Source organism: Novosphingobium sp. FW305-C-30-35 (assembly GCF_058783135.1).
Map to the genome: position 1 here is coordinate 1,745,149 of NZ_JBYSYJ010000001.1, position 18,186 is coordinate 1,763,334.

At 64.9% G+C, this 18,186-nt stretch carries 23 protein-coding genes; 13 read left to right on the forward strand and 10 right to left on the reverse strand.

The genetic code is table 11. The features are described 5' to 3' along the window. Window positions 1-27: 27 nt before the first annotated feature. Both mnmE and AC3WLM_RS08645 read right to left on the reverse strand, forming a co-directional pair. Window positions 28-1,326 (reverse strand): tRNA uridine-5-carboxymethylaminomethyl(34) synthesis GTPase MnmE, encoded by a 1,299-nt coding sequence (mnmE, locus tag AC3WLM_RS08640; RefSeq protein ID WP_492477133.1) that lies wholly within the window; start codon window positions 1,324-1,326, stop codon window positions 28-30. A 31-nt stretch (window positions 1,327-1,357) separates the two neighbouring features. After that, window positions 1,358-1,618 (reverse strand): DUF6489 family protein, encoded by a 261-nt coding sequence (locus tag AC3WLM_RS08645; RefSeq protein ID WP_039333172.1) that lies wholly within the window; start codon window positions 1,616-1,618, stop codon window positions 1,358-1,360. A gap of 116 nt (window positions 1,619-1,734) precedes the next feature. Between AC3WLM_RS08645 and AC3WLM_RS08650 the strand changes: the two genes are divergently transcribed. Then, on the forward strand, window positions 1,735-2,433 hold the full coding sequence (locus AC3WLM_RS08650) for a dienelactone hydrolase family protein (RefSeq protein WP_062343014.1): 699 nt from the start codon (window positions 1,735-1,737) through the stop codon (window positions 2,431-2,433). 76 nt (window positions 2,434-2,509) lie between these two features. Continuing rightward, window positions 2,510-2,893: a nuclear transport factor 2 family protein gene (locus AC3WLM_RS08655; RefSeq protein WP_039333167.1), complete on the forward strand. Its 384-nt coding sequence runs from the start codon at window positions 2,510-2,512 to the stop codon at window positions 2,891-2,893. Between the two features lie 56 nt (window positions 2,894-2,949). Here AC3WLM_RS08655 and rpoZ read toward each other — a convergent pair whose 3' ends face one another. Beyond that, window positions 2,950-3,294 (reverse strand): DNA-directed RNA polymerase subunit omega, encoded by a 345-nt coding sequence (gene rpoZ / locus AC3WLM_RS08660; protein WP_039333165.1) that lies wholly within the window; start codon window positions 3,292-3,294, stop codon window positions 2,950-2,952. A 139-nt stretch (window positions 3,295-3,433) separates the two neighbouring features. On the opposite strand from rpoZ, the gene AC3WLM_RS08665 reads away from it, so the two are divergent. Beyond that, on the forward strand, window positions 3,434-4,213 hold the full coding sequence (locus AC3WLM_RS08665) for a bestrophin-like domain (protein WP_193827393.1): 780 nt from the start codon (window positions 3,434-3,436) through the stop codon (window positions 4,211-4,213). A 6-nt stretch (window positions 4,214-4,219) separates the two neighbouring features. On the opposite strand, the gene AC3WLM_RS08670 is transcribed toward AC3WLM_RS08665, so the two are convergent. Next, window positions 4,220-5,734: a replicative DNA helicase gene (locus AC3WLM_RS08670; protein ID WP_492477134.1), complete on the reverse strand. Its 1,515-nt coding sequence runs from the start codon at window positions 5,732-5,734 to the stop codon at window positions 4,220-4,222. 117 nt (window positions 5,735-5,851) lie between these two features. Here AC3WLM_RS08670 and AC3WLM_RS08675 point away from each other — a divergent pair, with 117 nt between their 5' ends. The 5 genes from AC3WLM_RS08675 (at window position 5,852) to AC3WLM_RS08695 (ending at window position 9,418) form a co-directional block, all read left to right on the forward strand. Continuing rightward, window positions 5,852-6,334 (forward strand): UPF0262 family protein, encoded by a 483-nt coding sequence (locus tag AC3WLM_RS08675; protein WP_039333161.1) that lies wholly within the window; start codon window positions 5,852-5,854, stop codon window positions 6,332-6,334. Between the two features lie 31 nt (window positions 6,335-6,365). Then, window positions 6,366-7,076 (forward strand): glycoside hydrolase family 25 protein, encoded by a 711-nt coding sequence (locus AC3WLM_RS08680; RefSeq protein WP_193827395.1) that lies wholly within the window; start codon window positions 6,366-6,368, stop codon window positions 7,074-7,076. Between the two features lie 10 nt (window positions 7,077-7,086). Next, a complete protein-coding gene (locus AC3WLM_RS08685) occupies window positions 7,087-7,521 on the forward strand; it encodes a cytidine deaminase (RefSeq protein WP_039333157.1) in 435 nt (144 codons plus the stop codon). A gap of 83 nt (window positions 7,522-7,604) precedes the next feature. Beyond that, a complete protein-coding gene (gene dcd, locus AC3WLM_RS08690; RefSeq protein WP_039333155.1) occupies window positions 7,605-8,159 on the forward strand; it encodes a dCTP deaminase in 555 nt (184 codons plus the stop codon). 89 nt (window positions 8,160-8,248) lie between these two features. Next, on the forward strand, window positions 8,249-9,418 hold the full coding sequence (locus tag AC3WLM_RS08695) for a saccharopine dehydrogenase family protein (RefSeq protein WP_492477135.1): 1,170 nt from the start codon (window positions 8,249-8,251) through the stop codon (window positions 9,416-9,418). A gap of 86 nt (window positions 9,419-9,504) precedes the next feature. Here AC3WLM_RS08695 and AC3WLM_RS08700 read toward each other — a convergent pair whose 3' ends face one another. Continuing rightward, window positions 9,505-9,948: a globin domain-containing protein gene (locus AC3WLM_RS08700; RefSeq protein WP_039333152.1), complete on the reverse strand. Its 444-nt coding sequence runs from the start codon at window positions 9,946-9,948 to the stop codon at window positions 9,505-9,507. Between the two features lie 81 nt (window positions 9,949-10,029). On the opposite strand from AC3WLM_RS08700, the gene AC3WLM_RS08705 reads away from it, so the two are divergent. Beyond that, a complete protein-coding gene (locus AC3WLM_RS08705; RefSeq protein ID WP_492477136.1) occupies window positions 10,030-10,482 on the forward strand; it encodes an RrF2 family transcriptional regulator in 453 nt (150 codons plus the stop codon). Here AC3WLM_RS08705 and AC3WLM_RS08710 read toward each other — a convergent pair. Next, the gene (locus tag AC3WLM_RS08710; protein WP_492477137.1) at window positions 10,466-10,900 is read right to left on the reverse strand and encodes a hypothetical protein; all 435 of its coding nucleotides are present in this window, start codon (window positions 10,898-10,900) and stop codon (window positions 10,466-10,468) included. The two genes, AC3WLM_RS08705 and AC3WLM_RS08710, sit on opposite strands and share 17 nt — an antisense overlap. A gap of 168 nt (window positions 10,901-11,068) precedes the next feature. On the opposite strand from AC3WLM_RS08710, the gene AC3WLM_RS08715 reads away from it, so the two are divergent. Next, entirely contained in the window at window positions 11,069-12,064 is a 996-nt protein-coding gene (locus AC3WLM_RS08715; RefSeq protein WP_492477138.1) for an adenosine kinase, read from the forward strand. A gap of 119 nt (window positions 12,065-12,183) precedes the next feature. Here the strand turns inward: AC3WLM_RS08715 and AC3WLM_RS08720 are convergent, their stop codons facing one another. The 4 genes from AC3WLM_RS08720 to AC3WLM_RS08735 form a co-directional block, all read right to left on the reverse strand. Continuing rightward, window positions 12,184-13,872, reverse strand: coding sequence for a flotillin family protein (locus tag AC3WLM_RS08720; protein WP_492477139.1), 1,689 nt, complete (start codon window positions 13,870-13,872; stop codon window positions 12,184-12,186). A 36-nt stretch (window positions 13,873-13,908) separates the two neighbouring features. Further along, complete coding sequence (locus AC3WLM_RS08725; protein ID WP_492477140.1) at window positions 13,909-14,523, reverse strand: OB-fold-containig protein; 615 nt, start codon at window positions 14,521-14,523, stop codon at window positions 13,909-13,911. A gap of 104 nt (window positions 14,524-14,627) precedes the next feature. Beyond that, a complete protein-coding gene (locus AC3WLM_RS08730) occupies window positions 14,628-15,956 on the reverse strand; it encodes an aminopeptidase P family protein (RefSeq protein ID WP_492477141.1) in 1,329 nt (442 codons plus the stop codon). 151 nt (window positions 15,957-16,107) lie between these two features. Beyond that, window positions 16,108-16,536, reverse strand: coding sequence for a CBS domain-containing protein (locus AC3WLM_RS08735; protein ID WP_039333141.1), 429 nt, complete (start codon window positions 16,534-16,536; stop codon window positions 16,108-16,110). A gap of 142 nt (window positions 16,537-16,678) precedes the next feature. Between AC3WLM_RS08735 and AC3WLM_RS08740 the strand changes: the two genes are divergently transcribed. From AC3WLM_RS08740 to xth, 3 genes are read left to right on the forward strand one after another with little or no spacing between them, the layout of a single operon-like run. Then, entirely contained in the window at window positions 16,679-16,972 is a 294-nt protein-coding gene (locus AC3WLM_RS08740) for a hypothetical protein (RefSeq protein ID WP_039333139.1), read from the forward strand. A gap of 59 nt (window positions 16,973-17,031) precedes the next feature. Beyond that, window positions 17,032-17,364, forward strand: coding sequence for a HesB/IscA family protein (locus tag AC3WLM_RS08745; RefSeq protein WP_039333137.1), 333 nt, complete (start codon window positions 17,032-17,034; stop codon window positions 17,362-17,364). Beyond that, window positions 17,361-18,137 carry an exodeoxyribonuclease III gene (gene xth, locus AC3WLM_RS08750; RefSeq protein WP_492477142.1) on the forward strand — a complete coding sequence of 259 codons (777 nt, stop codon included), beginning with the start codon at window positions 17,361-17,363 and terminating at the stop codon, window positions 18,135-18,137. The genes AC3WLM_RS08745 and xth overlap by 4 nt, the downstream gene beginning before the upstream one ends. The last annotated feature ends 49 nt before the right edge of the window (window positions 18,138-18,186 follow it).

Genomic DNA, 18,186 nt, shown 5'->3' on the forward strand with positions numbered 1-18,186 from the left:
ATCAGGTGCACTGTTTCACGTGAAACACTACTTGCCGATGCAGAACCGCCCGAACAGCGCATCAAGCATGTCCTCGGTGCCGGTCCGGCCAACGAGTGCATCCAGCGCCCGCCGCGCGAGGCGAAGGTTCTCGGCGGCCAGCAGACCATCGCGCTCCACTGCCGCAAATCGAAGCGATGCCGCCACCTCGCTCAACCGGTCATGCTGTCGTTGATTGAGCGCTGCGTCTCCCGGCGCAGGCAGCGCGCCCTGTGCATGAGCGACCAGTGCTGCGCGAAGCGCCATCATTCCCTCACCTGTCCGTGCAGAGACGATCAGCGCGTCCCCTGACTTCCTGGCAGCGGCCGGATCGTCCGCCCGCGCAGAAACTTCCCACAGGGTCCGTCCTTCTGGTCCCTTTCCTTCTGGACCCAGCCACAGGATCAGGTCGGCCTTCTCTGCGGCCGCCCTCGCTCTTGCGATGCCGATCCGTTCGATCTCGCCCGCGCCTTCATCGCGCAGGCCGGCGGTATCGACAAAGGTGAACGGCACGCCATCGAGCGACGCCGCGAACGTCAGCACATCACGGGTGGTGCCGGGCTCGGCCGCCGTGATCGCAGCCTCCTGCTCTACCAGTGCATTGAACAGGGTTGACTTGCCTGCATTGGGAGGTCCGGCAAGTACGACGCGGAAGCCCTCCTTCAGCGGCTCTGCGCGGGGCCGATCGAGCCACGCGGCGATCTTTCCTGCCAGTGCAAGGCAGTCACCGGCAAACCCTGTCGGTAGCGCACACTCCCCTTCCGCGACATCGTCTTCATCCGAAAAGTCCAGCGCCGCTTCCAGCTTTGCCGAAATGCCCAGGAGTTCCGCGCGCCAGTCTTCAACGTCACGCGAAAGCGCGCCTTCGGCCATGGCCAGTGCGACGCGTCGCTGCAGTTCGGTCTCGGCAGAAAGCAGATCGGCAAGGCCCTCTGCCTCCGCCAGATCAATCCGGCCATTGGCAAAGGCACGGCGGGTGAACTCGCCCGCCTGCGCCCTGCGCAAGCCCGGCAGGCGCTCGAGCGCTGCTTCGACGGCAGCCACGACAGCCCGGCCGCCATGGAGATGGAGTTCGGCACTGTCCTCACCGGTGGCCGTTCCGGGGCCGGGCAGCCAGAGCACCATTGTGCGGTCGAGGTGGGTACCGTCTGCGGGATCGACGAGAGTTGCCAAAGCTGCGCGGCGCGGCGCGGGCAGCTTGCCTGTGAGTGCGCTCAGGGCAGGGCCGGCTCGCGGACCACTGATCCGAACGACAGCGATGCCCGCGGGCGGCGGGCCGGAAGAGAGGGCGAAGATGGTGTCGGTCACCGCTCCGCCCTACACTGTTCCACGTGAAACGTCAGTCCTTAGGCTTCTTCGAACTTCCGCTCATGGCGCCAAGTCCGCCCTGCTCCATGAAGTTCTGGAAGAGCTTCAGCCCGATCTCGCCCATCGGCGCGACCTGCTTGGCGAAGCTCTGCAACTGGTCGAGGCTGCCCGCCCCCTGCATCGCCTTGGCGACGCTCTCGACATAGACGTCATTCGCTTTCGAGACATCGGGCAAGCCGAGGAACCGGCGGGCTTCTTCGGGCGTGCAATCGACTTCGACGGTGACTTTCATGTGCGCCCTTTCGGCATCCGCTGTTCGGCAGAGATTGTCATGCACGCTTGGCAAAGTCCACCGCGGGGGCCAACATGATATCCGACCAACTCCTTTGAATCGCAGGATGAACGACAATGGGTGAAAAGATCACGTTTGCAGCGCTCGATGGCGAAGGCGAAATTCCGGGCTATCTGGCAACGCCCGATGGCCCCATCCGCGCCGCCATCATCGTCATCCCCGAGATCTTCGGCGTGAATCCCGGCATCCGCCACAAGTGCGAGGCCTGGGCCGATCTGGGCTACATGGCGCTGGCGCCTGACATCTTCTGGCGCTTTGCACCCGGCGTAGAGCTCGATGCCGACGTGCCCGAGCAGTTCCAGGAAGCCCTCGGCTATTTCGGCCAGTACGATCCGGATGCGGGCGTAAAGGACATCGAAGCGGCGATCCGCTTCCTGCGCGGCTACGAAGGCATCGACAAGGTCGGCCTCGTCGGCTTCTGCCTTGGCGGGCGCATGGCCTACATGGCGGCGGCGCGCACCGATATCGACGCCTCGGTTGGCTACTACGGCGTGATGATCGACCAGATGCTGAACGAAGCACACGCCATTGCCAACCCGCTCATGCTGCACATCCCGACTGCTGACCATTTCGTTGGTCCGGATGCGCAGAAGGCGATCCATGATGCGCTCGATCCGCATCCCCGGGTCACGCTGCACGATTACGAAGGGCTGGACCACGGCTTTGCTGCCGAGATGGGCAGCCGCCGTGACGAAGACGGCGCGGCCCTCGCCGATCGCCGCACCCGCGATTTCTTCGCGCAGCATCTCGGTTGAGGCGCCAGCGTTGCGCCTGATCAATGCCGGCTCAACGCCCCTGCCCTAACCAGAAACAGAACAACGGGAGAAGCACATGAAACTCGGCCTTGCAGCCTGGCACCGATATATGGTCAGCGGCGACATTGCGCTGCTCGACGAACTTGTCGCCGACGATGCCGTGTTCCACTCCCCCGTTGTCCACACGCCGCAGGAGGGCCGCGAAAAGGTGCTGATGTACCTCACCGCTGCCGGCGAGGTCTTCGGCAACGGCACCTTCCGCTACGTGCGCGAGCTCGTAGATGGGGCCGAAGCCTGCCTCGAGTTCGAATGCGAGATGGACGGGATCAAGGTCAATGGCATCGACCTGATCCGCTTCGACCTCGAAGGACGCATCGCCGATTTCAAGGTGATGGTCCGCCCGTTGAAGGCGATCAACAAAGTCTGGCAGCTGATGGCTGAAAGACTGGAAAACACATGAAAAAAGCCCGCAGCGCGAACTGCGGGCTTTTTTAAGTCATTGATCTGAAACTCAAATCAGCCGTCGTAGTCAGCACCTAGCGAGGTGTTGCGCACCGGTGCCGCGGCGGTGATGCGCAGCGCTTCGGCCGACTGCGACAGCGAGCCGATTTCATCGACTTCATCGTCGTCATCGGGCAGCACGCGCTGCAGCGACTGGATCACGTTTTCCTTGAGCACGGCGGGACGCACGGTCTCTTCGGCGATCTCGCGCAGGGCGACGACCGGGTTCTTGTCGCGGTCACGATCGACGGTGAGTTCGGCGCCGCCCGAAATCGCGCGTGCGCGCTCGGCAGCCAGCAGGACGAGATCGAAACGGTTGGGGACCTTGTCGACGCAATCTTCGACGGTAACGCGCGCCATCAGGCACTCCAATCAATCAAAGGATACGGAAAGGACGGCAGCTAGGCCGGAGGTGTGGAAAAGTCAAGGATTCGCATGGACCACTTCCGGCGTCGCGTCGAATCGTCCATCATTGCGCCTCGGCATGGGAGGGATGCAGATGGCGATGCTGGAGGATGTCATGGCGGGAGCCCCGCTCCCGGTGCTGGGCGTTGCCTTCTTCCTGTTGATGGCCCTCCTCTGTCACCTCGGCATGCGGCTCGGGCGTCTGCGGGGCGAGGTCGATCGTGGTGAAAGCGGCGATGGCTACCTGCTTTCGGCGGTGCTCGCCCTGCTTGGCCTGCTCATCGGCTTCACCTTCTCGCTTTCGCTCTCCCGCTACGATTCCCGGCGAGAGATGGTGGTGGCGGAAGGCAATGCCATCGGCACTGCCTGGCTGCGGGCAACGCTCGTTCCGGGGCCCGAGGGCGATGGTCTGCGCACGGCGATGCGCAGTTACGGCGATATCCGGGCGAGCTTGCACGACGCGACTGACCGCAGCGCCGTCGAGGCACGATCCGCCGTCGCACAGGGCACGGTCTGGAAAGCACTTGGCCCTGCCCTTGCCCGGCTCGACCCGCCGATGGCTGCCTCGCTGGTCGGCGCGACCAATGAGATGTTCGATGCCGCGTCCAGCCGCAAGGCGGAGCGAGAGGCGCGCATTCCCGGGCGGGTGCTCGACATGGTCAGCCTTTATGCGCTCATGGCTGCCGGCATGGTGGGCTATGTGCTAGGGCGCTGGCAGGATCGGCGGCATCTCGCTGCCAGTCATGCGCTATTCCTGCTGCTGTCGCTGGCAATGGTGCTGATTCTCGATCTCGATCGGCCATGGTCTGGCGGAATTACCATTTCGCCACAGCCGATCCTTGATGCCCGGGCGCTGATGCATCAGGCGCCGTAACGGGTCTTACTCGTCGTCACTCGCGTAAGCGGCGCGCAGGTCATCCGGCGCAAGGTCGCTGAAGCGGGTGATGCGTGATTCGAAGCGCAGGCGGACCTTGCCGGTGGAGCCGTGGCGCTGCTTGGCCACGATCAGTTCTGCCAGGCCATAGACGCGCTCCATTTCCGCCTGCCAGGCGGCGTGAGCTTCCTGCACCTTGGCGTCATCACTGCCCTGCGGCTGCTTCGGCTCCTTGGCGGCGACGTAATAGTCCTCGCGGAACACGAACCACACCATGTCGGCGTCCTGCTCGATCGAGCCGGATTCGCGCAGGTCCGAAAGCATCGGGCGCTTGTCGTCGCGCTGTTCCACCGCACGGCTGAGCTGCGAAAGCGCGATTACCGGAACCGAGAGTTCCTTGGCCAGCGTTTTCAAACCGCGCGAGATTTCCGAGATTTCGTTCACGCGGTTGTCGCTGCGGCCCGATCCCTGCAGCAGCTGCAGGTAGTCGACGATGATCAGCCCGATATCGTGGCGGCGCTTCAGACGGCGGGCACGCGCGCGAAGCGAGCCGATCGTCAGCGCCGGGGTATCGTCGATATAGAGGGGCAGTTCGGCCAGACGCTGGCTGGCGAACGACAGCTGCTGGAAGTCCTCGCGGCTGATTCGGCCCATGCGCAGCGCTTCGGAACTGATGCCTGACTGTTCGGCCAGGATACGCGTGGCGAGCTGGTCGGCGCTCATTTCGAGGCTGAAGAAGGCGACCCCTGCCCCAACCGAATCCTTGAGCGCAATGCCATCGGCCATGTCGCGGCGCAGCCGGTCGGCCGCGTTGAATGCGATGTTGGTGACGAGCGAGGTCTTGCCCATGCCGGGGCGTCCGGCAAGGATGATGAGGTCGGAATCGTGCAGGCCGCCGATCTTCTCGTTGACCGAGGTCAGGCCCGTGGTCTTGCCCGAGATATGGCCGCCCGAAAGCAGCGCCTTCTCGATCATCTCCAGCGATGCGCGCGTCGCCTGCGCAAAGCTCTGCGCCTCGCTCCCGGTCTGCGCACCTTCTGCCACAGCATAGAGTGCGGCTTCGGCTTTCTCCACCTGCTCCAGCGGGGCGACCGAATCGCTTGTATCGAGCGCGCCTTCGACAAGGTTGCGCCCGACCGAGATCAGCTCCCGCAGCAGGGCGAGATCATAGATCTGCTCGGCCAGTTCGCGCGGATTGAGCAGGCCCTGCCCGTCCGAGGTCAGCCGCGCCAGATAGGCAACGCCGCCGAGTTCCTTCAGCCCCTCGTCGCTCTCGAAATAGGGCTTCAATGTCACTGGGGTGACCACCGCCTTGCGATCGATCAGCGCCTGGATGCGCTCGAACACCCGGCCATGGACGGCGGCAAAGAAATGCTCGGATTTCAGCGGGGTCTGCAGTTCCTCCAGGATGCGATTATCGATCAGCACCGCCCCCAGAAAGGCCGCTTCCGCCTCGACGTTGGAGGGGAGCGCGCGGATTTCCGAAGGTTCGCGGGTGAGGATGGCTTCGCTGGCGGACATTTGCCCATAGTGCCCGAACCGGCCCGATCCGGCAATGGACGGACCCTGTGGATAGCGGGGAGCACCGGGTCAAAACCCTTGCCCGAGCCCAATGCGTCTGCAACACAGGTGACCTCTATGGCCGACCCGCGCATCTCGCATATCGAGCTGGACGAAGCGACGATCATCTGGCGCAACGCCGATATCGAGCAGGAGCGGCGCATCGCGATCTTCGATCTGATCGAGGAAAACACCTTCAAGCCGCTGCGCGCGTTCGAAGCCGGGCACACCGGGCCCTATCGGCTCAAGCTTTCGGTCGATGACGGGCGGCTGGTCCTCGCCATCGCCGACAATGATGGCACCCCGCTCGAGACGATCATCCTCGGCCTCGGCCGTTTCCGCCGCCCGATCCGCGAATATTTCGCGATCTGCGACAGCTACTATCAGGCGATTCGCAAGGCTACGGCGTCAGAGATCGAGACGATCGACATGGCCCGGCGCGGCATTCACAACGATGCTGCCGACACCCTGCTCGAACGGCTCGAAGGCAAGATCGATACGGATTTCCCCACGGCCCGTCGGCTCTTTACCCTGATCTGCGTGCTGCATATCAGGGGCTGATCTGAGACTCGGGGCGCGCGCAACTCTCCATATGCCGAAAAAACGGAATACTCGCCGCCCCGGTGCGGCACGAAGGCGCATTCTTGGCGTCCTGCTGCTGGTGGCCCTGGTCGCCGGCGGCCTTGCGTGGTGGAAGGCCCGCACATGGATGCCGGACAGGCGCGACTATGCGGTGCAAGGCGTCTGGCTGAGCGACGATGACGGTCCGATCGACTGGCGCCTGTTGCGCGCCGCAGGGGCCGATTTCGCCTACCTGACCGCAAGCGAAGGCACTTCGACCCGCGACGCCGCCTTTGCCGATGGCGTGATCGCCGCGCGGCAGCGGGGCATTCAGGTCGGCGCAGTCCACGTCTACGATCTGTGCGCGCCTGCCGATGCCCAGGCGGCGAACTTCGTCACCATCGTCCCGCGCGAGAAGGACCTGCTGCCGCCCGCCATCCGGCTCGACATCGATTCGCGCACCTGCCCGCAGGTCCCCGGCGAAGCGCAGATGCAGAGCGAGCTGACCACCTTCCTCAACCAGGTGGAAAAGCACGCCGAAAAACCGGTGATCCTGATGGTCTCGCGCGGTCTCGAGAAGGAGTACCACCTCGCCGCGCGGATTGACCGTAACATCTGGGTTGCGCAGGATTTTCTCGCGCCGACCTATGCCGGCCGGCCATGGGTGATGTGGACGGCGAGCGACCGCTTGCGTCTGGATGCCAGCACAAGGCCGGTGCATTGGGTGGTGGTGCAACAATGAGGATGCCGGTGTGAGCGACGTTCTGGCCGATTCCCGCGAAGACCTGATCGCCGCCGCCCGGCGCGCGATGGACAGCGCCTATGCTCCGTACTCCGGCTTCCACGTCGGTGCGGCGCTGCTGTTCGATGATGGCGCGATCGTCACCGGTGCGAATTTCGAGAATGCCAGTTATGGCCTCTCGCTCTGCGCCGAGACGGTCGCCGCCTCGATTGCCTCGCACGCCGGACGGCGCGGTGGCCTGCTTGCCGTGGCCGTGCTTGGCGGCATGGGCGGCGCAATCGATGCCGCGATCAGCCCATGTGGCCGCTGCCGCCAGATATTGAACGAATTGGCCGCGCTGGGCGGCACCGATCCGCTGGTGATCTGCGTCGGCGCGCAGGAAACCGTGGAAATGCGCCTGTCGGTGCTCTTGCCCAACGCCTTCGGCCCCGCCAATCTGGCTTAGACATTTCGGGCCATTCCCCCCTCCCGAAAGCGGGAGGGGCCGGGGGTGGGCATTCCCGCACAAGCTTCACATGGGAGAGCCAGTTGGCCATTCTTTCCGACAAGTGGATCCGCGACAAGGCGCTCAACGAAGGCATGATCGAGCCGTTCGTCGAGAACCAGCGCCGTGATGGCTGCATCAGCTACGGCCTCTCGTCCTACGGCTACGATGCCCGCGTCGCGCCCGAGTTCAAGATCTTCACCAATGTCGATTCTGCCGTGGTCGACCCCAAGAACTTCGACGGCGCCAGCCTGGTCGACCGCGAGACCGACGTCTGCGTGATCCCGCCCAATTCCTTCGCGCTGGCCCGCACGGTCGAATACTTCCGCGTGCCGCGCGACGTGCTGGTGATCTGCCTTGGCAAGAGCACTTACGCACGTTGCGGCATCATCGTGAACGTCACCCCGCTTGAACCCGGTTGGGAAGGTCACGTCACGCTGGAGTTCTCGAACACCACCCCCCTGCCCGCCAAGATCTATGCCAACGAAGGTGCATGCCAGTTCCTGTTCCTGCAGGGCAACGAACCGTGCGAAGTCAGCTATGCCGACCGCGCCGGCAAATACATGGGCCAGCGCGGCGTCACCCTGCCCAGGTTGTAAGCACCCCTTAACCCGGCGCTTAAATCCGGTTGCAATCGTCACCGAACTCGCCAAGCTGACCGCCATAAGCACAACAGGCGGAGAGGCTGATGGAGAAGTCGGAGAGGCCCTATGACATCGTCGTCTACGGGGCGACGGGGTTCACCGGGCGGCTGGTAGCAGAATATCTTGCACGCCATTATGGGCAGGAAGGCCCGCGCTGGGCCATGGCTGGACGCTCGGCGGCAAAGCTGGCAGAGGTTCGCGCCCTGATCGAGGCGCCCAAGAACACGCCGCTGATCGTCGCCGACGCTGCCGATCCGGCCAGCCTCAAGGCCATGGCAGCCCAAGCGAAAGTCATCGTCACCACGGTCGGCCCCTATCAGCTTTATGGCGAACCGCTGCTCGCCGCCTGCATCGCGGCCGGCACGGACTACGCCGATTTGTGCGGCGAACCCGTGTGGATGCGCCAGATGATCGACAAGTATGGCGAAGAGGCCACGCGCACCGGGGCGCGCATCTGCTTCTCTAGCGGTTTCGATTCGATCCCGTTCGATCTTGGCGTGCTGATGCTGCAGAAGGAAGCGGTGGCCCGGTTCGGCCGCCCTGCCCCGCGTGTGAAAGGGCGCGTGCGCGGCATGAAGGGCGGCGCTTCGGGAGGGACCGCCGCCAGCCTCAAGGCCACGCTCGCCGCGCTGGCCAAGGACCCCTCGCTGATCCCGCTGATGCAGAGCAGCTTCTGCCTCACCCCCGGATTCGAAGGCCCGGCCCAGCCTGCGGGCGACAAGGTCCAGCACGACGATGCGCTGGATTCATGGGAAACGCCGTTCATCATGGCGGCGATCAACACCAAGAACGTCCACCGCACCAACGCCCTGCTCGGCCACGTCTGGGGCACCGATTTCGTCTATGACGAGATGGTGCTCACCGGCCCCGGCGATCAGGGCAAGGCGATTGCCGAGCACATGGCGAAAACGCCGATGATCGGCCGTCCCGACGATCCCCAGCCGGGTGAAGGCCCCTCGAAGGAAGAGCGCGAGACCGGCTTTTACGACGTGCTGTTCCTTGGCGAGATGCCCGACGGCCAGACCATCCGCTATGGCGTCAAGGGCCGCTACGATCCGGGCTATGGCTCCACCAGCCGCATGATCGCCGAAACTGGCATCGCCCTGCTGTCATCCAAGGCGCCCGGCATGATCGGTACCCCCGGTGCCATCCTCGGGGAAACCCTCGTCGAGCGCCTGCGCACCCACGCCGAAATCAGTTTCGCAGCGGAGTAGCGTACACACAGCAAAGCCCGCCTGCCGCTTCGGAGGGGATCCACGGCAGGCGGGCTCGTTGCAGCAGCAGCCCTCAGTCTGTGGGCTCAGGCCGCCGCGGCGTAGGCCTCTGCCTCGGCAGCGATCAGGATGTCGGCGAGCATCCAGTAGGCCTCACCCCAGGCTGCCAGCACCTCATCGGTGGCAACCTCGGCACCCAGCACGTCGCGAATCGCCGGCAGCAGGGCCTCGGCCACATAAGGGTAATGCTCGGCCTTCACGCCGGTTTCGACGTGGCGCTGCACCATCCGCGTGACCGCGCTCCCGAGGTTCTCCAGCTTGTCGATGTTCTTCGAGTAGGCAAGGATCGCCGCGGCCAGACGGCGCGGCTGCTCGCCGCTTTCCTGCGCGGCCTGATCGAACATGGCCTTCACATCTTCGTTCTGGAACAAGCGCTTGTACATTGCAGTGGTGATATCCACGCCATGCTTCTCGATAACCGGTGCGGTGGCCTTGACGATGGTCTTTGCATGTTCGGAAGCGGTGCGCATCTCGGGATCTCCAATCAGGTATTGAAAATACCGGTATTTTATCTGCTTGATTTAGGCAAGCGGAAAAACGATTCTCACGGAATGCAACTTACCCAGCACACCGACTTCGGCCTGCGCCTGCTGATCGTGCTCGCGCGCAAGGGCACGGCGGTCAGCCTGCCGGCCTTCTCCGCCGAACAGGGCCTCAGCTACCACCATGTCGCCAAGGTCGCGCAAGGACTGGTGCAGGCGGGCCTCGCGCAATCGCAGCGTGGCCGCAGCGGCGGCATCACGCTGGCTCGCCCGGCAGCGGAAATCACGGTCGGCGAAGCGGTCCGCAAACTTGAAAAGGGCATGCGCCTGGCCGATTGCGCCACCTGCGCCTTGCGGACCAACTGCGCGCTCAGCAGCGTTCTTTCCGAGGCGCTGGAAGCCTTCCTCGCCGTGCTCGATCGCTACACTCTGGCCGATGTCTCGCGCGAGGGCGTCGCCGCATTCGCGCCGTGGGCAGCGATCCCGGCTGCACCGTCGTGCGCGGTTACGGCGCCTTCCTGAGCGCGGCCACGCAGGCTGCACGATCCACCTCGCGTCCATCGCCGCGCCGCGCGTCGACATAGGTCGCCGTCGGCTTGCCGCCATTCGCCGGCGGATAGAGATAGACGTCGAGAATGCAGGCCGTACCCGACCACTGCATCTTGCGGGCGTCATCCTCGATCACGTCGAGCCGCGGCGTGCCGAACACGCGGCCAAGCTGCAGCGCGTCCGATCCGATCACACCTTCGAGGCCGGGTATCATCTGCACTTGCGCAATTGGCTTGCCGACCGGAGCCGGCCGAGGAACGGTGGTCCGCACCGTCGGCGAAGATGCTGATCGCACCACCGGCGTCTTGCCGCCAGACGGCGCACCGCTTCCGCCGCAGGATGCGAGCAGCAGGGCCAGAGCGGAGACGGAGAGGAACTTGGGGAACGTCACCGGTGCGGGATGCCGCGCTCCCCGGCCATCGTCAACCGTGGCCTTGGGCGGACTGGCGCGCGGGCCGTCCAGACCGGCGCGTTCGCGCGCTTGCTGCCCCCCGCTATTGCTGCAACGCAGTATACCGTCTAGGCCATCGCCATTCCCGAAATCACGGAGCCTGCCTGAATGTCCGAACCGCTTTACGACGTCATCGCCATCGGCAACGCCATCGTCGATGTCATGGCCCCTTGCGAGGATGCGGACATCGAACGGCTCGGCCTCGCCAAGGGCGGCATGACCCTGGTCGATACCGCCCGTGCCCAAGAGCTTTACGACGCCATGGGCCCGGCGCGCGAAATTTCCGGCGGTTCTGCTGCCAACACGCTGGCCGGCCTTGCCGCACTGGGCGCGAAGTGCGCCTTCATCGGCCAGGTCGCCGATGACCAGCTCGGCGAAGTCTTCGCCCACGATATCCGCGCCGGCGGCATCGATTTCCAGACGCCGACCCGCGCTGACGAGCCGCCGACGGCGCGCTGCCTGATCTTCGTCTCTCCCGATGGCCAGCGTACTATGAACACCTTCCTTGGTGCCTCGCAGTTCCTGCCCGCCGAAGCCTTGGACGATGCCCAGATCGCGTCTGCCAGCGTGCTCTATCTCGAAGGCTACCTGTGGGACCCGGAAGAGCCGCGCAAGGCCATGCGTCGCGCCATTGCCGCCGCGCGCAGCGCCGGCCGCAAGGTCGCCTTCACCCTGTCAGACGCCTTCGTCATCTCGCGCCACGGCGACGATTTCCGCGCCCTGATCGCTGACGGCCAGATCGACATCCTTTTCGCCAACGAACACGAACTTGCCGCCCTCACCGGCGTCGAGGACTTCCACGCGGGGCTGGAACAGCTCGCCGCCAAGGTCCCGACCGTCGTTGTTACCCGCAGCGAGAAAGGCGCCCACGCCATCAGCAACGGCGAACACGCCCACGTTCCCGCCGAACCGATCGCCAAAGTCGTTGACACCACCGGCGCCGGAGACCTCTTCGCCGCCGGCTTCCTCTACGGCTACGTTCGCAATAAACCGCTCGCCGAAAGCCTCACCCTCGGTGCCGTCTGCGCCGCCGAGATCATCTCCCACTACGGCGCACGGCCCGAAGCCAACCTGCAGGACCTGGTGACCAAGCGGTTGGGCTGAAACCCGCCCAACTTACATCACCCGTCGCCCCGGCGCAGGCCGGGGCCTATAACGCCGATGTCCGGCTCGACGGTGAGGTCATGGACCCCGGCCTGCGCCGGGGTAACACGGTTTGCTGGTCAGGCCTGATCCGCTTCACCTGCATTCACAGTAAATGAAGCCTCCGGTGCCGCCACTACCGGCGCGGCCTTCACCAGCCCCTCCAGCGATCCGCCGTCGAGCCCCAGCTCCTTCATCAGGCCATCGATGATCGGCGCCTGCGCGCGATAGCTGAGTGCAGCCGTCAGCGCATCGCTGGCAAGGTTGCCGTTGGCCGAAGGCGCGCTGCCCCCTTCTCCATTGGCGCCTGCCCCACCGGATGAGCGCGTCAGCCCATCGACCTGCACGATCTTGATCGAATCGATCGCTTCCAGCGGCTTGGCTGATTCCCGCACCAGCTCTGGCAGCACTTTCAGCAGCGCCAGCTTGGTCTGCAGCGAGATCTGGTCGGACGAGAGCAGGTTCGCTGCCTCGTTGATCGCACGCTGGCCCGCCGCTTCCACTTCGAAGCGTACCCGGGCAGCGTCGGCGCGGAGCTTCTCGGCCTCGGCCTCGCCCTCGGCTTCAAGCCGGGCGGCTTCGGCGCGATTGGCGGCAGCGGCCTTCTCGGCCTCGGCTTCCACCTTCACGCGGATGGCATCGCGTTCCGCCGCCTTGGCCGCTTCGATCAGCTCGATGCGCTTGCCGCGCTCGGCCACTTCGGTCTCGCGCGAAGTGATGACCTGTTCCTCGGCGGCAACGGCCTTGGCGCGGGCCTCGTCGGCTTCGGCCTTGGCCTGGCTTTCCTGGCGGCTCTTGTTCTGGATCGCGATCTGCTGCTCCTGCCGGGCGATCTCGATGGCCTGCTGCTGCGCGATCCGCGCCTGCTGCACCGCGCGATCGGCTTCGATCTGCTGACTGTCGACCAGCTTCTTCGCCTCGATCCGCGCAGCTTCCGCTTCCTGATTGCGCAAGGACTGCTCGCGCGCCACTTCCGCCGCCTGCTCGGCCCGGCGCATCTCGATCTCGCGCTCCTGCTCCAGTCGGGCGAATTCGTTGTCGCGCTTGATCTTCAGGGACTGCTGCTCGGCTTCGAGATTCTTCATCTCGATCTGCACCCGCGTGTCCTGCTCGATGTCGTTGCGCGCCTTCTTGCGCAGTTCGATCTGCTCGGTCAGCTTGGTCAGGCCCTCGGCGTCGAAAGCATTGTTGGCGTTGAAGTGTTCGATGCTGGTCTGGTCGAGCCCGGTCAGCGAGACCGATTCCAGCTCCAGCCCGTTCATGGCGAGGTCGTTCGAGGAGACCTGCTGCACCTTCTGGACGAAGTCGGCGCGCTGTTCGTGCAACTGGTTCATCGTCATGCCCGCCGCGACCGAGCGCAGCGCGTCGACGAACTTCCCTTCGACCAGATCCTTCAAGGCTTCGGGCTGCATCGTGCGCATGCCCAGCGTCTGCGCGGCCATGGCGATGGCACCGGCATCGGGGCGGACGCGCACGTAGAACTCGGCCTTCACATCGATCCGCAACCGGTCGAGCGTGATCAGCGCATCGGTGTTCTTGCGCTCCACGGCAAGGCGCACGGTGTTCATGTTCACCGGCATCGTTTCGTGCAGCACCGGCAGCACCAGCGCGCCGCCGTTGATCACCACCTTCTCACCGCCGAAGCCGGTGCGCACGAAGCCCACTTCCTTGGTCGCGCGGCGATAGAGCCGGGTCAGCGTGAAAGCGATCACCAGCAGGAGCGCAAGGCCGGTGCCCGCATAGATGCCGATGGGAACAAGCTGGTTCATGTCAGTCTCCGAAGAGGAAGAAATCCTGAAGGAAGGTCAGTCGGCAAGGCGCAGCGGGCCATCGACCGGCACGGCGTAGAACGTCTCGCCCTCGCGGTGGACGAGCAGCACCTCGCAGCCCTCGCCGAGCATCGCGCTGTCCTCGTGCGGTTCGACCATGACGAGGTGGAGCTGTCCGTGCACGTCGCGCACCTGCGCCCGCGCCGCGCTGCCACGGGTGGCGCGGCCGATGTGGATGATGCCCTTGCGCCCGAGCAGCGCATCGACCGGAACGGCAGTTGTCTCGTAATGCGGCCAGACGCGGCCAGCCAGCCGGGTCACCACGGTGTTGACCGGCCAGGCCGCCACAAGACCCATCGCGGTCGCCGCGCCGGGGCCGAAGGGAGCGCCGAAAAACGAGGTCACCAGTTCCTGCAGCGACAGGCCGACGAGCCCGAAGGTCGCGAGGAAGAACGATAGCCAGACGATGAACGGCAGCGCGCCCAAGCCGGTCACGCTGGCCAGCGCCGAACCTGCGTCAAGGTCCGCATCATGCCCATCCGCGTCGCCAAGAAAGTCCGATATACCCGTAACTTGCACGATGACCAGCAGCACCAGCAGGGCCAGCGCCACGGCAAACGGCAGATTCTCGGGGGCCAGCAGCCCACCCATCCCAGGAACTCCCCTATTGACCGCAGATCATGGCAACAGGGGCGGGCGGCGCAAGCGGAATCGGACAATGGGAGTGCCGATTTTTGCGCCGGAACGGTCGGGGCCTACCGCGCCATGAATGCTTCGATCTCGGCCACGGTGCGCGGGATGCCGGTGCTCAGGCGTTCGCAGCCGGTGGGGGTGACGAGGTAGAGGTCCTCGATGCGGATGCCCTGGTTCATCTGCTGGTTGTAGAGCCCCGGTTCGATGGTGATGACCGCGCCCGCCGGGATCGGCTTGGCATAGTCGCCCGCGTCATGGACATCGAGGCCGACGAAGTGGCCAAGGCCATGCGTGAACTCGTCGATCCGCCCGGCCTTGCGGAACACCGCGCTGGCCGCTTCGGTCATGTCCTCGTGGATCACGCCCGGCTTCAGCAGCCTGGCCGCCGCATCCTGCGCCGCCATGACCAGTTCGTAGTCCGCGCGCTGCTGCGCGGTGAACCTGCCCGAGACCGGGAAGGTGCGCGTGATATCGCAGGCGTAACTGCCGACCGAGGCGGCGGCGTCGATCAGCACCAGGTCCTGCGCACCGATCACGGCATTGCCATGGGCATAGTGCAGCGAAGCGGCATTGCGGCCGGCCGCCACGATCGAATCGTAGGAAAGCCCTTCGCCTCCGCCTTGACGGAAGCCGTCTTCCAGCACTGCGGTCAGCTGGCGCTCGGTCATGCCGGGGCGCACCGCCTTCATCGCGGCGAGATGCCCGGCCTGCGTCGCGGCCAATGCCTTGCGCATCAGCTCCAGCTCGCGCGATTCCTTGACGGTGCGCAGGGCAGGAAGCAGCGCACTCTGGTCCTTCATCGTGCAGCCGGGAACGTGGCTCATCACCCGGCCATAGAGTTCCATCGCCGGCGGCACCGGGGCCGAAGCGCTGGTGATCGGCCCCATGAAATGCAGCGTCCGGCTCCGCGCGGCGAGCTGCGTGACGAGGCCGTCCAGCCCCGAAGTGCGCCTTACCCGCTGAATTCCCGTGCGTTGTTCGATCAGCGAGCCCAGCGGCAGGCGCTCGACATCCCAGCGCTCGGTCTCCACGTCGCGCGAGGGCAGCAACAGGAATTCCCTGTAGGTCCGCTCTGCCGGGGCAAGCACCAGCACCGCGCCGGGTTCGTCGACGATGCCGGTCAGCCACGCAAAATCGCCGGACTGATAGAACGGCGGGCTCACCGGCCCGCTGGTCCGTTCGCGCTCTGCACCATGGATCACTGCCACGCCATCCTTGAGCGTTGCCATCAGTTTCGCCCGGCGCTCGCGATAGACTTCCGGTGCGAACGGGAAGGTGCCAGTCGGCGTGGCGAAGCCTGGGGGCGGGAGGACTTGCGCGCGGATCGAGATCGAGAGCGAGGCAGTCGCGGCGGCGGCTCCGGCGAGGAGCGAACGGCGGGTCAGGTGCATGTCGGATTTCCCTATCAATCAGGGAAGCCTAGAGTGTTTCACGTGAAATACGAGATGCCCGTTTGCAGGGCGAAAGTGCCCCGGAGTCAGGGGGGAGTTGGGGGTGAGTTCGGGGGGAGTTGCCGTTCTGCCCCCGTGAGTTGGAAATGCTTCAGGCCTGCTGGATATAGACCCGCATCGCGTCCGCCTCAGCCTCGATCTTGTCGAGCCGGTGCTTAACGAGATCACCGATCGAGACGAAGGCGACCATGCGATTTCCTTCCACGACAGGGAGATGGCGGAAGCGGCGCTGGGTCATCAGGGCCAGCGCCTCCATCACCGACGTCTGCGGTGAAACGGTGACGACGGGCGCCGTCATCATGTCGCGCACCTTCATGTGCAGCGCCGCCTCGCCATGCTTGTGCAGGCAGCGGATCATGTCGCGTTCGGAAAAGATTCCCGCCACGCCGCTCTCGCCATCGCTGACCGGAAGGGCGCCGATGCGGTGGTGGGCGAGCATGTCGATCGCGTCGGAGACCTGCGCGTCGGCCGACACGCTCCAGACTTCCCCTCTTCCCTGAATGACTTGCGCAATCGTCATGGCATCCTCCTGCGTGATGCGGCCGACTTGCGCCTTCGGGCGTCTTTTCGGGCCGCCTGGTCTCCCATAAGGATCATGCCATCTTGGTGGCCATTGTCAAAGCCGTTGCGCGCACCATCTTCGATCGCCAAAGGACTTTGCCATGGCTGGACATTCCCCGCTCGATGATCCTGAAAATGCACGATTTGCCTGGGCCCGTTACCGGCAGATCATGAACTGGATGGCGCTGTTCAGCACGGCCGTCGTCGGGGTGGTGCTCACGGTGCTCTACATCCAGATCGGCTTCGTCTCGATCCACCTCTATATCGCCTCGGCATTGGGAGTCTGGCTGACGATCATGCTGATGGCGGCATTGATGGGGCTGGTGTTCCTGTCCAGCGGGACCGGCCACGATGAATCGATCGAGGACCGGCTCGAGGACGAGCGGAACCGCTAGGGTCCTAACCTTGGGTTTCTGGCGTTGAGGTTTGGGCATTGCGCCCCTATCTTGGCGCCATGAGCGAAACACAGGTCACCCTCGCCCCGAGCGCCGCCGCTCGCGTTGCCACCATTGCGCAAAAGCAGGGCAAGCCCGCGATCCTGCGGCTTTCGGTCGAAGGCGGGGGCTGTTCGGGCTTCCAGTACAAGTTCGGCCTGGCCGAGGCGCCAGAGGATGGCGACCTGATCGCCGAGACCGACGGCGTGCGGCTGGTGGTCGACGAGGTCAGCCTGGGGCTGCTGGAAGGCAGCGTCGTGGAATACGTGGAATCGCTTGGCGGCGCGGCGTTCCGGGTGAGCAATCCTCAAGCAGCTTCGGGATGCGGCTGTGGCGCCAGCTTCGCGATATGATCAAGGTCGCATCGTTCAACATCAACGGGATCAAGGCCCGCCTTCCCCGCCTGCTCGAATGGCTGGAGGAAACGCGGCCCTCGGTTGCCTGCCTTCAGGAAATCAAGACGCAGGACGAGGGCTTTCCGGCCGCCGAGTTCGAGAAGATTGGCTATCACGCGATCTGGCACGGGCAGAAGGGCTTCAACGGCGTGGCGATCCTCGCCGATGGGCAGGCGCCCGTGGAAGTGCAGCGCGGTCTTGCCGGAGAGCCCGAGGACGAGCATTCACGCTATCTTGAGGCCGATGTCTTCGGCATTCGCGTGGTGTGCATCTACCTGCCCAACGGCAATCCGCAGCCAGGCCCGAAGTTCGATTACAAGCTCCGCTGGATGGAGCGCCTGCGCAAACGGATGGCCGAGATTGCAGCTGAGGACGTGCCTGCAGTGGTGATCGGCGATTACAACGTGATCCCCGAGGACAAGGACACCTTCTCGGTCAAGGCGATGGCCAGCGATGCGCTGATGCAGCCCGAATCACGCGATGCCTACCGCCGCCTGCTCAACGACGGCTGGACCGACGCGATCGACACCTTCAATCCGCAGGGCGGGGTGTGGACGTTCTGGGATTACCAGGCCGGTGCCTGGCAGCGCGACCATGGCTTCCGCATCGATCACGCCCTGCTCTCGCCCGAACTGGCCGACCGACTCGTGGCAGCAGGCGTCGACAAGGAATACCGTGGCCGCGAGAAGGCCAGCGACCACGCTCCGGTATGGGTGCAGTTGCGCGACTAACGGTTCGTCGCAGCTGGTGAACGGTTCATAGATTGTCACATCACCTGAA

Excerpts from the sequence above, each read along its gene's own strand:
- AC3WLM_RS08645 (WP_039333172.1), bottom strand. The coding sequence starts at position 1,618 with ATGAAAGTCACCGTCGAAGTCGATTGCACGCCCGAAGAAGCCCGCCGG.
- AC3WLM_RS08650 (WP_062343014.1), top strand. The coding sequence starts at position 1,735 with ATGGGTGAAAAGATCACGTTTGCAGCGCTCGATGGCGAAGGCGAAATT.
- AC3WLM_RS08655 (WP_039333167.1), top strand. The coding sequence starts at position 2,510 with ATGAAACTCGGCCTTGCAGCCTGGCACCGATATATGGTCAGCGGCGAC.
- rpoZ (WP_039333165.1), bottom strand. The coding sequence starts at position 3,294 with ATGGCGCGCGTTACCGTCGAAGATTGCGTCGACAAGGTCCCCAACCGT.
- AC3WLM_RS08665 (WP_193827393.1), top strand. The coding sequence starts at position 3,434 with ATGGCGATGCTGGAGGATGTCATGGCGGGAGCCCCGCTCCCGGTGCTG.
- AC3WLM_RS08670 (WP_492477134.1), bottom strand. The coding sequence starts at position 5,734 with ATGTCCGCCAGCGAAGCCATCCTCACCCGCGAACCTTCGGAAATCCGC.
- AC3WLM_RS08675 (WP_039333161.1), top strand. The coding sequence starts at position 5,852 with ATGGCCGACCCGCGCATCTCGCATATCGAGCTGGACGAAGCGACGATC.
- AC3WLM_RS08680 (WP_193827395.1), top strand. The coding sequence starts at position 6,366 with ATGCCGAAAAAACGGAATACTCGCCGCCCCGGTGCGGCACGAAGGCGC.
- AC3WLM_RS08695 (WP_492477135.1), top strand. The coding sequence starts at position 8,249 with ATGGAGAAGTCGGAGAGGCCCTATGACATCGTCGTCTACGGGGCGACG.
- AC3WLM_RS08700 (WP_039333152.1), bottom strand. The coding sequence starts at position 9,948 with ATGCGCACCGCTTCCGAACATGCAAAGACCATCGTCAAGGCCACCGCA.
- AC3WLM_RS08705 (WP_492477136.1), top strand. The coding sequence starts at position 10,030 with ATGCAACTTACCCAGCACACCGACTTCGGCCTGCGCCTGCTGATCGTG.
- AC3WLM_RS08715 (WP_492477138.1), top strand. The coding sequence starts at position 11,069 with ATGTCCGAACCGCTTTACGACGTCATCGCCATCGGCAACGCCATCGTC.
- AC3WLM_RS08720 (WP_492477139.1), bottom strand. The coding sequence starts at position 13,872 with ATGAACCAGCTTGTTCCCATCGGCATCTATGCGGGCACCGGCCTTGCG.
- AC3WLM_RS08725 (WP_492477140.1), bottom strand. The coding sequence starts at position 14,523 with ATGGGTGGGCTGCTGGCCCCCGAGAATCTGCCGTTTGCCGTGGCGCTG.
- AC3WLM_RS08730 (WP_492477141.1), bottom strand. The coding sequence starts at position 15,956 with ATGCACCTGACCCGCCGTTCGCTCCTCGCCGGAGCCGCCGCCGCGACT.
- AC3WLM_RS08735 (WP_039333141.1), bottom strand. The coding sequence starts at position 16,536 with ATGACGATTGCGCAAGTCATTCAGGGAAGAGGGGAAGTCTGGAGCGTG.
- AC3WLM_RS08740 (WP_039333139.1), top strand. The coding sequence starts at position 16,679 with ATGGCTGGACATTCCCCGCTCGATGATCCTGAAAATGCACGATTTGCC.
- AC3WLM_RS08745 (WP_039333137.1), top strand. The coding sequence starts at position 17,032 with ATGAGCGAAACACAGGTCACCCTCGCCCCGAGCGCCGCCGCTCGCGTT.
- xth (WP_492477142.1), top strand. The coding sequence starts at position 17,361 with ATGATCAAGGTCGCATCGTTCAACATCAACGGGATCAAGGCCCGCCTT.